Source organism: Edaphosphingomonas haloaromaticamans (assembly GCF_001853345.1).
GTDB lineage: Bacteria > Pseudomonadota > Alphaproteobacteria > Sphingomonadales > Sphingomonadaceae > Sphingomonas_E > Sphingomonas_E fennica.
The window spans coordinates 1,158,998-1,174,196 of the sequence record NZ_MIPT01000001.1 but is presented as its reverse complement, the minus strand read 5'-3'; the positions used below and the strand labels follow the sequence as shown (position 1 = coordinate 1,174,196).

Annotated in this window: 14 protein-coding genes and 1 pseudogene; 14 read left to right on the top strand and 1 reads right to left on the bottom strand. The window is 64.6% G+C overall.

The window, feature by feature from the left end; translation table 11 throughout:
- Window positions 1–198: 198 nt before the first annotated feature.
- The 14 genes and pseudogenes from BHE75_RS05525 to rtcA all read left to right on the top strand — a co-directional run bounded on the left by BHE75_RS05525 (window position 199) and on the right by rtcA (window position 13,653).
- Window positions 199–2,838, top strand: coding sequence for a TonB-dependent receptor plug domain-containing protein (locus tag BHE75_RS05525; RefSeq protein ID WP_070932976.1), 2,640 nt, complete (start codon window positions 199–201; stop codon window positions 2,836–2,838).
- Window positions 2,838–3,956, top strand: a complete 1,119-nt coding sequence (locus BHE75_RS05520) for a pyridoxal phosphate-dependent aminotransferase (protein ID WP_254684365.1) — start codon at window positions 2,838–2,840, stop codon at window positions 3,954–3,956. Before BHE75_RS05525 ends, BHE75_RS05520 begins: the two co-directional genes overlap by 1 nt.
- A gap of 434 nt (window positions 3,957–4,390) precedes the next feature.
- Complete coding sequence (locus tag BHE75_RS05515; protein WP_070932970.1) at window positions 4,391–5,602, top strand: NAD(P)/FAD-dependent oxidoreductase; 1,212 nt, start codon at window positions 4,391–4,393, stop codon at window positions 5,600–5,602.
- 77 nt (window positions 5,603–5,679) lie between these two features.
- A complete protein-coding gene (locus BHE75_RS05510; RefSeq protein ID WP_070932968.1) occupies window positions 5,680–6,084 on the top strand; it encodes a hypothetical protein in 405 nt (134 codons plus the stop codon).
- A gap of 98 nt (window positions 6,085–6,182) precedes the next feature.
- Entirely contained in the window at window positions 6,183–6,722 is a 540-nt protein-coding gene (locus tag BHE75_RS05505; RefSeq protein ID WP_070932964.1) for an RrF2 family transcriptional regulator, read from the top strand.
- Window positions 6,723–6,724: 2 nt separating this feature from the next.
- Window positions 6,725–7,375 carry a response regulator transcription factor gene (locus BHE75_RS05500; protein ID WP_070935526.1) on the top strand — a complete coding sequence of 217 codons (651 nt, stop codon included), beginning with the start codon at window positions 6,725–6,727 and terminating at the stop codon, window positions 7,373–7,375.
- A gap of 228 nt (window positions 7,376–7,603) precedes the next feature.
- On the top strand, window positions 7,604–8,005 hold the full coding sequence (locus BHE75_RS05495) for a response regulator transcription factor (RefSeq protein WP_070932962.1): 402 nt from the start codon (window positions 7,604–7,606) through the stop codon (window positions 8,003–8,005).
- An 8-nt stretch (window positions 8,006–8,013) separates the two neighbouring features.
- Complete coding sequence (locus BHE75_RS05490) at window positions 8,014–10,032, top strand: ATP-binding protein (protein WP_254684364.1); 2,019 nt, start codon at window positions 8,014–8,016, stop codon at window positions 10,030–10,032.
- Between the two features lie 221 nt (window positions 10,033–10,253).
- Window positions 10,254–11,168, top strand: a complete 915-nt coding sequence (locus BHE75_RS05485) for an MBL fold metallo-hydrolase (protein WP_015459682.1) — start codon at window positions 10,254–10,256, stop codon at window positions 11,166–11,168.
- A 59-nt stretch (window positions 11,169–11,227) separates the two neighbouring features.
- The gene (locus BHE75_RS05480; RefSeq protein WP_070932958.1) at window positions 11,228–11,710 is read left to right on the top strand and encodes an RtcB family protein; all 483 of its coding nucleotides are present in this window, start codon (window positions 11,228–11,230) and stop codon (window positions 11,708–11,710) included.
- Window positions 11,632–11,880 carry an RtcB family protein gene (locus BHE75_RS25185; protein ID WP_302622699.1) on the top strand — a complete coding sequence of 83 codons (249 nt, stop codon included), beginning with the start codon at window positions 11,632–11,634 and terminating at the stop codon, window positions 11,878–11,880. Before BHE75_RS05480 ends, BHE75_RS25185 begins: the two co-directional genes overlap by 79 nt.
- Before the next feature lie 36 nt (window positions 11,881–11,916).
- Window positions 11,917–12,291, top strand: a pseudogene (locus BHE75_RS25180) (DNA polymerase beta superfamily protein); the annotation flags it as partial.
- Window positions 12,266–12,640, top strand: coding sequence for a DNA polymerase beta superfamily protein (locus BHE75_RS24865; RefSeq protein WP_070932955.1), 375 nt, complete (start codon window positions 12,266–12,268; stop codon window positions 12,638–12,640). The pseudogene BHE75_RS25180 and the gene BHE75_RS24865, both read left to right, overlap by 26 nt.
- Window positions 12,637–13,653 carry an RNA 3'-terminal phosphate cyclase gene (gene rtcA / locus BHE75_RS05470; protein ID WP_070932953.1) on the top strand — a complete coding sequence of 339 codons (1,017 nt, stop codon included), beginning with the start codon at window positions 12,637–12,639 and terminating at the stop codon, window positions 13,651–13,653. Before BHE75_RS24865 ends, rtcA begins: the two co-directional genes overlap by 4 nt.
- A gap of 850 nt (window positions 13,654–14,503) precedes the next feature.
- Here the strand turns inward: rtcA and BHE75_RS05465 are convergent.
- The coding region (locus BHE75_RS05465; RefSeq protein ID WP_070932947.1) for an IS630 family transposase at window positions 14,504–15,199 on the bottom strand (696 nt) is incomplete at its 5' end.

The window sequence follows — 15,199 nt, the reverse complement described above, 5'->3', positions numbered from 1 at the left end:
CTCGTTCGCCTGTGCCCTCCCTTGAAAGAAGGATGACGGCCCGGGCCGGGCGGATCGCTTGATCCCGATTCCGTCGGCTGCGTCGCATCGAAACCCGACCCCCTTTCACCCAAAAATTCAGGGCATTGATAGATTTTCTATCTTTCACTACCGAAACGGTAGACTATCCCCGGCGGCAGGCAACAATGGGGGTCGTTCATGCGCCTGAAACCTGCACTTTTCCTCACCGTATCGCTGCTGTCCCTCGAGGCGCACGCACAGGGCATCGATGGCGCGCCGGCCGAAAGCGCGGCTGTCCGCGACGACATCGTCGTCACCGGCACCCGCTTCGGCGATCGCACCGTCACCACCTCGCCGGTGCCGATCGATTCCCTGCGCGGCGAGGATCTGCGCGCTTCGGGCTATCAGGAAACCACCGAGGTGCTGCGCCAGCTCGCGCCATCCTTCGCCTTCGCCACGCCGACCACGCCGGACGGCAACACCCAGATCCATTCGGCCTCGCTGCGCGGCCTTTCGCCAGATGAGACGCTGGTGCTGGTGAACGGCAAGCGCCTGCACAGCGCCGCCTGGGTGAATACCGGCGGCACGATCGGCAAGGGATCGACACCCACCGATCTCAACCAGATCCCCGCCGCCGCGATCGGCCGGATCGAAATCCTGCGCGACGGCGCGTCCGCGCAATATGGATCGGATGCGATCGCCGGCGTCGTCAACATCCTGCTGCGCGAGGATACGGCCATCCACGGCACGGCCAGCGCCGGCACCACCTATGACGGCGGCGGCGACACCTATGAATTCTCGCTGGGCGGCGGCGTGAAGCTGGGCGATGACGGCTTCATCAACCTGACGGGCTATTATCGCGACCATAAGGGCGCCAACCGCGCGCTGCCCGATACCCGCCAATTCTATTTCGGCATCTCGCCCACAGGCACGCCGCAGCCGCTTTCGGCGCGCTATGGCGCGGGGATCGGCCTCAACCCGCCGGGCGGCGTGGCCGGCACGACGCTCGATCCGCGCGAGGCGACGGTCGATCGCAATGTCTGGCGCTTCGCCGACGAAGGCGATCTCAAGGATGCCAGTCTCGTCGTGAACCTGAGGAAGCCGCTGGGCGATTCCATCGAGCTTTACGGCTTCGGCGGCTATCGCGAGAGCAAGGCCCATTCCAACGCCTCCTTCCGCCGCCCCGGCCAGGACGAGAATGTCCGCGCCATCTATCCGGACGGCTTCCTGCCCTTCATCGATACCAAGAGCATCGATTATTCGGCCGCCCTCGGCCTGCGTGGCGATCTTTCGGGCTGGGACTGGGATCTGTCCTCCGTCTATGGCGGCAACAGCATCGAATATCGGCCCAACAACACGCTGAACGCGACGCTGGGCACGGACAGTCCCACCAGCTTCTACGCCGGTAAGTTCAGCAACTGGCAATCCACCACGGACCTCACTTTCTCCCGCGATTTCGAGGTCGGCCTCGCCGCCCCCCTGGGCTTGGCCTTCGGCGCGGAGCTGCGATATGACGGCTACAAGATCTCGCCGGGCGAGCCGGCGAGCTATGCCTTCGGCCCGGCCCGCATCCTCGACGGCCCCAATGCCGGGGCGGTGCCGACCATCGGGTCGCAGGGCTTCGCCGGCATCCAGCCGGGCGATGCGGTGGATACGGATCGCCATGCGGTGGGCGCCTTCGTCGAATTGAACAGCGAGCCGGTGAAGGGCTGGCAGGTGAACCTGGCCGGCCGGTATGAGGATTACAGCGATTTCGGCGATACCTGGAACGGCCAGGCCGCGACCCGCATCGAGCTGCCGGCCGGCTTCGCGCTGCGCGGATCGGTGAGCACGGGCTTCCACGCCCCCTCGCTCGCCCAGCAATATTTCAGCTCCACCAGCTCGCGCACCATCGTCAACAACAGCACGGGCTTTCCGGAATTCGTGCTGGTCCGCACCGCGCCGGTCGGCTCGGCGCTGGCCCAGGCGCTCGGCGCGCAGGACCTGAAGCCCGAAAAGTCCACCAGCTTCGGCGGCGGCCTTACCTTCGCGGGCGGCGGGCTCACCGCCTCGGTCGATTATTATCATATCGATATCGACGACCAGATCGCCCTTTCCTCCAATTATGTGGATGCGGCCGGCAGCAGCAGCCTGCGCGACTATCTCGCCTCGATCGGCATTCCCGGCGTGACGAGCGTGCGCTACTTCACCAACGCCATCGATACGCGCACGCAGGGCGTGGACATCACCGCCGCTTATACCGCCAACCTCGATCAATGGGGCTCGCTGCGGCTGACCGGCGCCTATAATTACAACCATGTCCGCTTGCGCCGCGTGGGCGAAACGCCCGGTCAGATCACCGCGCTCGGCATCACCACGCCCCTGTTCGACATCAACGAGCGGGTTCGCATCGAACATGGCCAGCCGCGCGACAAGATCGCGCTCGGCGCGAACTGGTCGATCGGTCCGATCAGCTTCGATGCCCGCACCACGCGCTACGGCCGGGTGGAACAGGTGGCGCTGACCAACCAGTCCCCCGCCAATGTCGCGCTGATCGCGCAGGGCTCCACGCCCTTCCGCACCGTGCCCACCCAGTCGGGCGCGGCCGGCAATGTCGACGTGATCCAGCAGCTCAAGGCCAAATGGGTGACGGATTTCAGCTTCACCGGCCGGGTGACGGAAAATATCAGCGCCACGCTGGGCGCGAACAATATCTTCAACGTCTATCCGACCCGGAACATCGCCTCGACCCCGCAGCTTACCGGGGCGGACACCTTCGGCGTCTTCCCCTATAGCGAATTCTCGCCCTTCGGGTTCAGCGGCGCCTTCTACTATGTCCGGCTGGGGTTCAAATTCTGATGGCTGATATATCCGCACCGAAGATGAGCCGCCGGGGCTGGCTTGCGGCCGGGGGCACCGCTTTGCTGGCCGGCGCGATCGGGCCGGGCGTGGCGGCGGCCGCCGGCCCGGCCGGCGAGCCCATCCGCCTCAACCTCAACGAGAACGCCTACGGCCCCTCGCCGCGCGTGGGCCAGGCGATCGCCGCCCATGTGCAGGGCATCCACCGTTATGTGGACCAAGGCGAGGTGGACGCGCTCACCGCGCAGATCGCGGCGCTGGAGCAGGTCCGCCCCGATCAGGTGGTGATCGGCGAGGTGCTGGAGCCGCTCGGCCTCTACCTCGCCCGCCAGCGCGCCAGCGGCGCGGGGGGCAGCGGCGGCATCGTCTATTCCACGCCCGGCTATACGGCCCTGGTGGACGCCGCCGCCCCGCNCGGCGGCGTGGCCGTGGGCGTGCCGCTCAACGCGCGGCTGGAAAACGATCTGCCGGCGCTGGCGCGCGCGGTGGACGATCGCACGCTGGCGGTGAACCTCGTCAATCCGCACAACCCGTCGGGCACCGTCAACGATCGCGATCAGCTGGATCGCTTCATCCGCGAAACCGCGCGGCGGACGCTGGTCGTCATCGACGAAGCCTATCTCGAATATGATGATTTCGCGGCGCAGAGCGCGATCCGCCATGTGCGCGAAGGCGCCAACGTGCTGGTGTTCCGGACGCTCGCCAAGATCTACGGGCTGGCGGGCCTCTCTATCGGCTATGCCGTGGCCCCGACGCCGCTGGCGGAAGGGTTGCGCAAGGCCGGCATCGGCGCGCCGCATTCGCTCAACCGCCTCGCCCTCGCGGCGGCCGGCGCCGCGCTCGAGGATCAGCGCCACATCCAGGACGTCCGCGCCCGCACGCTCGCCGAGCGCGCCCGCCTCACCCGCGCGCTCGACGAGCTGTGCCTGGAACATAGCGACAGCCGCGCCAATTTCGTCTTCTTCAAATCCCCCCGCGCAGCGGCCCTGCGGCAGCATCTCGCCGCCGCCGGCATTGCCATCGCCCGCCCCTTCCCTCCGCTGGACGACTGGATCCGCATCACCATCGGCCTGCCCCACGAAAACGACGCCGTCATCGCCGCTCTCCGGGGAGGGTGAGGAGCGGCGTCCTCCTATCGACGCGCCCGAACTCCACGCCGTCTCCGAACCATTTCCGGCGCTCCCGCACAATGAGCCGGCGCCCCGCAGATGCGGTCGCGGCCTATACCCCGGACAGGGCATCCTGAACCTTCGCATAGGGCGCCTCATTCTCGACAGGCGCCAGCCGCGTTCATTATGAATGGGGCATCGAGAGGATTTTCCGATCGATCGAGGTGAAGAGAGAGTGAGGCGGCCAAGCCGGCGCTGGCTCGACACCCTGAGCGGATGAACGCCTGAAGGATCTGCGGGCGGCATCCGGCAACAGACATCATCGCTGCTTTCCGACTGGCTCGCCGGTCCGCTCCGCATGTTCGCCTGTGGACCCGGATATTCGCGCCAATGGAAATGCTCGACCGGTCTCATTGCTCAACAGCCAGGCCAGGAGGGTTATCATGTCCAGGAATATCGTGATTATCGGTTCGGGCTTTGCGGGAATGATGGCGGCGCTCGGCGCTTCCCGCCTGCGCCACGAAAAAGGCGTCTCGCCGGACGAACTGGCGATCACCGTCGTGTCGCCGGCGCCGGAAATGGTCATCCGTCCGCGTCTCTACGAGCGCAATCCCGAACAGATGGTCGCCCCTCTCGCCGAATTATTCGCGGCGACCGATATCGACCATCGTCAGGGCAGCGTAGAGACGATCGACAGCGCCGCATCGACGATCACGGTCGTTGCGGCGGACGGCGCCTCGGCCACCCTTCCCTATGACCGACTGGTTCTCGCGGCAGGCAGCGACGGCTTTGCGCCGCCCATCCCCGGCCTCGCCGAATTCGGCTTCGCCGCCACGCAGCTGGACGAGGCGGTCGCGCTCGATCGCCACCTGCACGCACTGGCGGAGAAGCCGGCATCGGCGGCGCGCAATACGGTGGTGGTCGGCGGCGCCGGCTTCACCGGGCTGGAATTCGCGACCGAGATGCCTGGGCGCCTCAGCGAGATACTGGGCGAAGACGCCGATATCCGCGTCATCATCGTCGATCGATCGGAACATGTCGCGCCGGCAATGGGCGCCGAACCCCGGCCCTTCATCGAGGAGCGGCTGCGCGCGCTGGGCGTGGAGACCCGCCTGAACGTCGGCATCGCGGCGCTCGATAAAGGCGGCGTCACGCTGGGCGACGGCGAACGGATCGAAACCTCCACCGTGATCTGGTCCGGCGGCATGCGCGCTTCCCCGCTGACCGCGCAATTGCCCGCCGAACGGGACAATCTGGGCCGCATCGTCGTGGAGCCCGACCTGCGCGTGCCGGAAGCGCCGCATATCTTCGCGACCGGCGATACGGCCAGGGCACGGACCGATGCCGCGGGAAATTATGCGGCCATGTCGTGCCAGCATGCCCGCCGCCTGGGCGCCTTTGCCGGGCATAATGCCGCGGCGGATCTGCTTGGGGAACCGACGCTCCCTTATGATCAGCCGGTCTATGTGACCTGTCTGGACCTTGGCCCCGACGCGGCGATCTTCACGCGCGGCTGGGACTCCCAGGTCCAGATCACCGGGGCGCAGGCCAAGGCCGTCAAGAAAGAGATCAACGAGGTCTGGATCTACCCCCCGGCCGCCGAACGCACGGCCGCTTATGAGAATGTGCTTGCCGCCCGGACCATCGATTTCTGACGGAGGCGGCTCCGCGGTGAACCGGGCGACGGCGGAGGGAAGCCCCTCCGTCGGCCCGGCCTCGGAAGGAGAGTCCGATGTTTCTGGAAAATCAGGATTGGTCGAACAGCGATTGTCTCGCAACCCTATCGACCTACGATTCACCGCTCGACACCAAGGGCTTCGCCGGCATGGCGAAGCCGGTGCAGGCTTCGCTGACCGCGCTGGAACAGGGCGTGGTTGCCCTATCGCTGTTCGATCACCCGTCCAGCATCCAGCCGCCCCGCGCGCTGGCGCGGCTCCTGGGCTGGCTATGCGGCGCGTCTCCCCCGAACCAACTGGCGGACGGGCGGCTGGAAGCGCTGCGGCGCTATTGCATCCTGCTCCGCGAAACGAACGGGGCGCCGGCCATCGAGGAAACCGGCAAGGCCCTGGCGGCGGGATTTTCGGAAAAGGCCCTGAGGGAGGCAGACGAGCTGGTTCAACTCGGCCGAAGGCGCTGATCGCAGGGCATGCGCGTCGCTGGCGTCATGCCCTGCCCTGACGGAGAATGCCGGGAACCGCCTTGCCCCGCATAACGCGGACCAATATAGTCCGTGTTATGGCTCACCTGACTGCCAGCGTGGAATATGGGATTCATTGCCTGCTATGGCTGGCCGGCACTGACGATCAGCCCCGCAGCGGGCGCGACCTTGCCGAATTTCAGGGCATATCCCCCAGCTTCGTGACCAAGATCTTCGGCAAGCTGGGAAAGGCCGGCATCGTTCGGGCCGTCGAGGGGGTGCGCGGCGGTTATCTGCTCGCGCGGGCGCCCGAACAGATCAGCATCCTGCAGATCGTCGATGCGATCGAAGGGGCCAACCCATTGTTCGCCTGCCAGGACATTCGGGGGCGCTGCGCGATTTTCGGCGCCCGGCCGCCGGGATGGGCCACGAACGGCACATGCTCGATCCATGCGGTGATGCTGAAGGCGGAAAAGGCGATGCGGGATATGCTGGCCGCTTATTCGCTCGCCGATATCGGGCAGGCCGTGACCCGCAAGGCGCCTGCCGGCTTTTCCGAAGAGGTAAACGGCTGGTTCGGCGACAGGCTCGACGCGCGCACCCGCAAGGCCGGAGAGGTGACGATATCAGGGGAATGAAGATGACCAGCACCGCCACGGCCGACGAGGCCCCCCTTGTTCTGATCGTCGATGATGACGAGGAGGTGCGGACGGCAATCGAGGAACTGATGCTGTCCGTGGGAATGGAAGCGCACGGCTTCGGATCGACGCGGGATCTGCTCGAATCGTCCCTGCTCGAGCAGGCGTCCTGCCTCGTCCTGGATGTGCGGATGCCGGGATCGAGCGGCCTCGACCTCCAGCAGCGGCTGAGCGCCGCCGGAATATCGAGGCCCATCGTCTTCCTCACCGGATATGGTGATATCCCGATGTCGGTGCAGGCGATGAAGGCCGGCGCGATCGATTTCCTGACCAAGCCCGTCAGGGACCAGACTCTGATCGATGCGGTCATCACGGGTGTCGAATGCTACGCAAAGCAGCGGGCGCATGCGCAGGTCATCCAGCAGCATGTCGATCGTTTCGCCACGCTGACGCCGCGCGAAAGCCAGGTGATGAGGGAAGTGGCACGCGGCCGCCTCAACAAGCAGATCGCCTTTGATCTCGGCATCACGGAAATCACGGTCAAGCTCCATCGCAGCAATGTGATGAAGAAGATGCAGGCCTCATCGGTCGGGGAGCTCATCCGCGCGTGGGAAATCCTGCCCGAGGAGTTGCGCCAGAGCCAGCGGGCCTAGGGCCAATTGACATTCAGATGATGGCGCGACGAAAATGGTGGTTTTCTGTGACCCGGAGCGCAGCCTACTCAAAGGAGGTGAGCACCGGAAGCGCAGGAAACCGCCATTTGCAGGCCGCCAGGGCTGAATGTCGATTGGCCCTAGACCTTGGTATGGTTACAAAATCCTCCCGATTGAGCGAGACCGGCCCAATCGGCCGAAGGCCGCCCCCTGTGAGGACTGAGCCGCTTGTCCAGAATTCCCATCGTTGCGATCGTGGACGATGACGAAGCTATCCGTGACGCGCTGTCGGACCTGCTGATGCTGGAAGGCTTCGCCTGTCACCCCTTCGAACGGGCATCGGCCTTTCTGGCCGAGGTCGGGCGCGCACCGTTCGATTGCCTGATTACCGACATGCGGATGCCGGGCATGAGCGGCCTCGAGCTTCTGGAGCATCTGCGCGATCTCGGCTCGGATCTGCCCGCCATTGTCCTTACCTCGGTGGTGGACGAACGCACCCGAGCGCGATCGCTGGCGCTCGGCGCGCGCGCGTGGCTCGGCAAGCCGGTCGCCGACGAGGTGCTGCTCGGTCAACTGAGGCTGGCGCTTCGGGACAGGGGCGCCGCCATTCCCCGGGGACCGGCGGAATGATACCCGCCGTGCCGGATGCGGGGGCCGCGAAAGCCGACCTCCATATCGCCGATCTGGCGTCGGAAAGCATCATCGTCTTCGATGCCGTGGATAGGATCCGATATTGGAACCCCGCGTCCGAGGCGCTTTACGGCTGGCCCTCGCTCGGCATGGTCGGCCGGAGCATCGATCATCTGTCCTGGCGATCCGCCGACGAGCGGGATCACTGGCAGCTCCTGCTGCGGGAGGGGGCCTGGCAGGGCAAGGTCAGCCGCCGCACCTTTTCCGGCGATCATGTCGCGGTCGACATCCGCCAATATGCCCGTTTCCACAGTGACGGCACGCTGCGGGACGTCGTGGAATATGGGCAGCGCGCGCCCACGGATGGCGAGCCGGCGAGGCCGGACTGGCATATTCCCGACCGCCTGATGGCGGCAAGCTGGGAAATCGACATAACCGGCGCGCAACCTTCGATTGCCGCGATTGCGGCGGGCGTCGAGGAGGGGCCGGCCGCGCGCGAGGCGCGACTGCTATCGCTGGTGGAGGCCAGCCGCGTGATCGAGGTGAATGATCGCGCCGCGCGCCTGGTCGGCGGCAATCGCGGCCCGGCCGTGATGATCGGCCAGTCGGTGGCGGCCTTCTGGCCGATCGAGAGCCGCGCCATATTGGGCGATCTGATCGCCGAGGCCGTCATTGCCGGCGCGACGGGGACCACCCACAGGCGGCAGCTCGCCTCCGACGGGATATTGCGCGATCCGATGGTGACATTGTGGCTGGCGGACACGCCCGGCCGGATATTCGTAGCCGTGAATGGCACGGCCGACGACGACCGGTCCTATCTCTATCTGCGGGCCAGCGAGGCGCGCTATCGCAAGCTCGTCCACTATATGCCGACCGCCCTTTTGCAGGTGGACGCCAGCCATATGGGGAAGATCTACAAGAGGCTCGGGTCCGAAGGCGTCGAGGATTTCGGCAGCTATCTGGACGATCACCCCGAGCTGGTCGAGCATGCGGCCGAAACCGTGGTGGTGACGGACGTCAACCGCAGGGCCGTCGAAATGTTCGGGGGGAACAGCGCGCTCGATCTCATCCGGCCCGTGGGCAATCTGCTCCTCGCCAATCGCACCACGTTGCGCAACGTGATGATCGGCCGTTTCAACAACCAGCCCAGCTATAGCGAGCTCACGAAGGTGCAAACCCTCGACGGAAGGGTCCGGGACGTGCAGCTATCCGTCACCTATCCCATATCGTCGGCAGAGCTGGACGTTACCATCTTCAGCGTGGAGGACGTGACGGCCCGGCTGGAGATGGAAGCCCAGCTACGCCAGTTGCAGGCGGATTTCACGCATGCGGCCCGCATATCCACGCTGGGCGAATTGACGACATCCATCGCGCATGAGGTCAACCAGCCGCTCGCCGCGATCCTCACCAACGCGGAAACCAGCCTGCGCTGGCTTGCGCGTGAGGAACCCAATATCGCCAAGGTCAAGGAATTGACCGCCCGCATCGCCGCCGGTGCCCATCGCGCCAACGATATCGTCCAGCGCATCCGGGGCATGGCGGCCAAACACCAGCCCGAGCGGGCGGCGCTGGACCTCAACCAGGCCGCGCAGGAATCCATGCTGTTCCTGCGCCATGAGATCGAATCCCGTTCCATCCGGATAACGACCGCCTTTGCCGAGGGATTGCCCATGGTGATCGGCGATCGCATCCAGCTGCAGCAGGTGATCGTCAACCTGCTCATGAACAGCATCCAGGCGCTCGAAGCGGGCAGCGGCGCCGAATGCGCGATCATTCTGGAGACCGGGCTGGACGATGACGGCATCGTGTTTCTCTCCGTCCGCGATACCGGTCCGGGCATAGACTCCGTCAATCTCGAACATGTGTTCGAGGGGTTCTTTACGACGAAGGAAAGCGGGCTGGGGATCGGCCTCGTCATATGTCAGTCGATCATCGTCGCCCATGGCGGCCATATTGCCGCCGCCAACCATCCCGAAGGCGGGGCCGAGTTCCGCTTCACCGTTCCGGGGGCACCGCCTCGCGCCTGAGGGCGGCGAGCCTCGCGCCTCGTCTGCTATCGGTCGGCGGAGCCGTTACCGCCTTATGCCTTCCGTTGTTCGCCCTGGGTATTCCGGCGCCCCGCACTCCGCATGGGGCGACCTATACCGTGGTAGGACAGGCCCGATCCTTCGATCCAATCGACCGTGGCCCCACCTGGACCTAGCCTCCTCAATGTCGCGCTCAGGGCGGCGTTCAGGAGGATAGAATCATGAAACTGGACAATATTTCGTCCCTCGGCGGATCGGTATCCGAGGAGCTGGTTCCGTCGCGCTATGCACTGCAGGTCGGCGAAATCGATGTGCTGGTGGTCAGCGACGGCGTGCTGCCCCTGCCGACCGCAACGATGTCCACCAACGTCGATCCGGACGTGCGGGCGGCGTGGTTCAGGGACATGTTCCTGGGGCCGGACGCATTCGACTGGGCATTGAACGTCCTCGTCGTGCGCAGCGGCGATCAGACCATACTCGTCGACGCCGGGCTGGGCGGCCAGTTTTCCGGCTTCCCGCGGGCCGGGCAGTTTCCCAGGCGGCTGGCGGCCGCCGGTATCGATCTCGCCTCGATAACCGACGTGGTGATCACCCACATGCACATGGACCATATCGGCGGGCTGCTCGTCGACGAGGTGAAGAACCGGTTGCGTCCGGACGTGCGGATCCACGTATCGGCCACCGAGGTCGATTTCTGGGGATCTCCCGATTTCGCCCTCACCGCCATGCCGACGCCGGTGCCGGATGTGCTCCGGTCGACTGCGCAGCAGTTCATGAAGGAATATGGCGGCAAGCTGCGGATCTTCGAGGAGGAATATGAGGTCGCGCCGGGCGTGCTCGCCTGGCGCACCGGCGGCCATACGCCGGGACATAGCGTCGTCCGCGTGACATCGGAAGGCGAGCGGCTGACCTTCGCCGGGGATGCCATATTCCCCGTCGGCTTCGACCATCCCGACTGGCACAACGGTTTCGAGCATGACCCGGAGGAATCGGTCCGCGTCCGCCTCCGCCTCCTGCAGGAAGCGGCCGCGACCGGCGAGCTGCTGGTGGCGACGCATCTGTCGTTCCCGTCCGTGGGACGGGTGGCCATTGACGGCGATGCCTTCCGGTGGGTGCCGGCCATCTGGGACTATTGATCCCGCACCGATCGGGCGGGGACTCGCTGCCCTCCGCGAGTCCCCCTCTGACGGCGGCCATGCCCGACGTCCATGTCGGCATCGGCGCCACTGTGGGCTCGGTGATCCCGACCAAGGGCGCGGTGATTCCGGCCGCGGTGGGTGTCGACATCGGCTGCGGCATGATGGCGGCGCGTACCTCGCTGATGGCGAGCGATCTTCGGGACAATCTGGAGGGCATCCGTTCGGCCATCGAACAGGCGGTGCCACATGGCCGGGATGTCGGCCCGGGCAAGCGCGATACCGGCTCATGGGGCGATCCGCCGCCGGCGATCGTGGAAGCCTGGACGACGCTCGCCGAGCGGTTCGATCGCATTACGGTCAAGTATCCGCGACTCAGGAACACGAACAACCTCGTGCATCTGGGAACTCTGGGAACGGGCAACCACTTCATCGAGCTCTGTCTCGATACCGAGCAACGCGTGTGGATCATGCTCCACTCGGGTTCGCGCGGCGTGGGCAATGCGATCGGCAGCTTCTTCATCGAGCCAAGAAGCTGGTAACGCTCGACGAACATATCGCCGATACGGCGGGCGTCGAATGCCGCAAGGACGAGGGCGTGATCGACGAAACGCCCAAGGCCTACAAGCCGATCGAAGCCGTGATGGCCGCCCAGGCCGACCTGGTGGAGATCGTCCACACGTTGAAGCAGGTGGTGTGCGTCAAGGGGTAGCCCCCAGGGCGCATACCATACTCTCTGGAATTTCTCATGAATACCGAAGTTCACGATCCCATCGATCCTGCCGTGCGGCGTGAGATCGAAACACGGCTCGATGCGATCGAAGCTGCGCACAGCGTGCGCATCCTGATGGCGGTGGAATCCGGTTCGCGGGCGTGGGGTTTCCCATCGCCGGACAGCGATTTTGACGTCCGTTTCGTCTATGTGCGGCCGCGCGACTGGTATCTGTCACTCGTCCCCGGCCGGGACGTGATCGAAACCCCGATCGAGGATGAGATCGACCTTAACGGCTGGGATGTACGCAAGGTGCTCGGGCTGTTGCTCAAGTCCAACGCCGTCATCAGCGAGTGGATGAAGTCGCCGATCCGTTATCGGCCGGATGACGCCTTCGTGGGGCGCCTTGCTACGCTGGCTGGATCGGCCGGGCGACGTGCCGGTGAAGAAATATTTCTACGCGCTTCGTCCGGCGCTGGCGGTGCGGGCATTGCGGCTCAATCCGTCCGTGCGTCCGCCAATGAACCTTCAGAAGCTGCTGCAGGTCGTCGACTTGCCTCGGCCAATGATCGGCCGGATAGAACTTCTGGTGGAAGCCAAGGCCCGCACGAATGAGATGTCCAATGGGCTTCGCGCGCCTGAACTCGAAGCGCTGATCGCGGACGAGCTTGGGCGGGTGGGCGACATTCCCGCCATGTCGATGCACCCGGATGCGGCGGATCGAGCAAACGGGCTTTTTTTGGAACTGGTGAATATATGATCATCATCGATGGATCGGGGGGCGAAGGCGGCGGACAGGTGGTGCGCAACGCGCTCGCGCTGTCGCTGGTCACGGGCCAGCCGTTCCGCATCACCAATATCCGTGGACGGCGCGACAAGCCGGGGCTGATGCGGCAGCATCTGACGGCCGTCGAGGCGGCATGCGCTGTCGGCGGCGCCGAATGCGAAGGTGCAGCGGTCGGCTCAACCGAAATCTCGTTCACGCCAGGTCGTGTGCGCGCGGGAGATTATCACTTCGCCGTGGGCACGGCGGGAAGCACAAGTCTGGTGCTTCAGACAGTCCTGATGCCTCTGCTCACGGCGGAGGCACCGTCGCGGCTGGTGCTGGAGGGCGGCACGCACAACTTGATGGCCCCGCTGTTTGAGTTCATCGAGCGCGCGTTTCTGCCGGTCATCAATCGCATGGGACCTCGGGTCTCCGCGCGGTTGATGCGCCACGGCTTTTTCCCGCGAGGCGGTGGACGGATCGAGATGGAGATTGCGCCGACGCGGCTCGCGCGGATCGATTGCCTCGATCGCGGTGCCATGAAGTCGGTTTCGGGGACCGCGCTGTTCGCGGCGTTGCCGTACGGCATCGCCGAGCGCGAGATCAAGACGGCGCGCAAGTTCCTTTCGGACTGGCCGGAAGAAGCGTTCGCCGTGCGCCAGCTGCCGGAGGAACAGGGACCGGGCAACGCACTATTGCTGGAGGCCGTATTCGAACATGCGACCGAGATCGTCACCGGTTTCGGCAAGCTAGGCGTATCGGCGGAATCATTGGCGAAGACCGCGGCTCAGCGCATGGCCGGTTTCCTGGCTTCGGACGCATTTGCCGGACCGTATCTGGCAGATCAGTTGCTGCTCCCGTTCGCAATTGCCGGTGGCGGCCAATTCACCACCGTAAAGCCAAGCCAGCATGCGCGTACCGCCGCCAACGTTATCGAGCGCTTCACGGGGCAGCGCTGGCTGTTCGAACAGGGCGCCAGCGGCAGCCATCTCGTTCGGCTTGCTTAGATGCCTTGTACCGCACTGATCATCGTGATGCGTGGCGCCTCGCGGGTAGCCACGCATCACTGCTGAACAGATGACCGGTTTCGGGAGCTCACTTTGCGCCCCCACTGGCCGCTTTGGCGGCGGCTCCTGCCCGGTGCCCGCAGACGGCGACAGGACAGCGCCTAAGTCGCTTTCCCGCCTTTTTGCTGCATATCCGCCGTTCCGGAGACGGCCCCAAGCGGACATCACAGACCATGCTATGTCGTCGCCATGTCTATGCGCCTCTTTTTGCTCATCGTCTTTGGCTACGATTGCCGGTGCAATCATTGGGGCCCTTGCATATTTCGCTCTGGCCAACGTCGGCCGTCAGCACGACCAATGGGATGAGCTATTTGCAGCGCCAGAGCTAGTCGACGCTTATGTTAAAGCCAATATACCGAAGGAGGTTATATTCATGCGGACACAACTGAAAGCAGCTGCGGCTACCGCTTGCCGGCATCGCTCGGCCGAAAAATTCCCAATCCCCGTATCGCACTTGCTCCAGGAAAGTCGAGGTCATGGACCCCATGGACAGGGCATGAAGACTTTCCCTCAATGAAGCGTAGTCAATACGAATATTTGACGAATTTCGAGCGCGACCGTGCATTGGTGTCAGGGTATTTCCTACAGGTGCTTCGAACCCTAGCCGGCTGTAATAAGTAAGACCAGTTTTCGCCTTTATGCACGGCGTATATTCGGAACAAACTTCGCCATTTGTATTTGATAAAGCATGGAAATCCCCGCCCCTCATTGATCTAAGGCGGGACGATCAGACAATCTGCGCATACTTATACGGCATAGCAGCCCGTTTCGGCAAAAGCTTGCCCGAGCACTAGTCACCTGAATCTGAAGTACGTTTCATTGCTTTCTGGCAGAAGCGCTTGACGGAGGCGAGTATTTCGTCGGCGGATTTGGTCCAGCGGTAAGGCTTCGGGTTTTCGTTGTGCGCCTCGATGAAGGCGAGGATGTCAGCTTCGAGCTCGGCGGCGGATCGATGGACGGCGCGTTGCAACTGCTTGCGCGTGAGTTCGGCGAACCAGCGTTCTACCTGGTTGATCCAGGAGGCCGATGTCGGTGTGAAGTGGACGTGCCAGTGCGGACGGCGCGCCAGCCAGGCCTTGATCCTCGGCGTCTTGTGCGTGGCGTAGTTGTCCATCACGAGGTGCACATCGGGTCCCTCGGGCATCGCGGCGTCGATCTGCTTGAGGAAGTCGAGAAACTCGGTTGCCCGGTGGCGCTTGTAGCATTTGCCGATCACTGCTCCTGTGNCGATGTCGAGCGCTGCGAACAACGAGGTCGTGCCGTTGCGAACATAGGTATGGGTTCGCCGCTCAGGGACGCCCGGTGCCANCGGCAGGACCGGCTGTTCGCGATCGAGCGCCNGGATCTGGGACTTCTCGTCAACACACAGCACCACGGCCCGGTTCGGCGGCGACATGTAGAGGCCGACGATGTCCTGAACCTTGTCGACGAATAGCGGATCCGTGGAAAGCTTGAAGGTCTGGGACCGGTGCGGCTGCAGGCCGAA

Coding starts and splice junctions, on each gene's coding strand:
- BHE75_RS05525 (WP_070932976.1), top strand. CDS start 199: ATGCGCCTGAAACCTGCACTTTTCCTCACCGTATCGCTGCTGTCCCTC.
- BHE75_RS05515 (WP_070932970.1), top strand. CDS start 4,391: ATGTCCAGGAATATCGTGATTATCGGTTCGGGCTTTGCGGGAATGATG.
- BHE75_RS05510 (WP_070932968.1), top strand. CDS start 5,680: ATGTTTCTGGAAAATCAGGATTGGTCGAACAGCGATTGTCTCGCAACC.
- BHE75_RS05505 (WP_070932964.1), top strand. CDS start 6,183: ATGGCTCACCTGACTGCCAGCGTGGAATATGGGATTCATTGCCTGCTA.
- BHE75_RS05500 (WP_070935526.1), top strand. CDS start 6,725: ATGACCAGCACCGCCACGGCCGACGAGGCCCCCCTTGTTCTGATCGTC.
- BHE75_RS05485 (WP_015459682.1), top strand. CDS start 10,254: ATGAAACTGGACAATATTTCGTCCCTCGGCGGATCGGTATCCGAGGAG.
- BHE75_RS05480 (WP_070932958.1), top strand. CDS start 11,228: ATGCCCGACGTCCATGTCGGCATCGGCGCCACTGTGGGCTCGGTGATC.
- BHE75_RS24865 (WP_070932955.1), top strand. CDS start 12,266: ATGACGCCTTCGTGGGGCGCCTTGCTACGCTGGCTGGATCGGCCGGGC.
- rtcA (WP_070932953.1), top strand. CDS start 12,637: ATGATCATCATCGATGGATCGGGGGGCGAAGGCGGCGGACAGGTGGTG.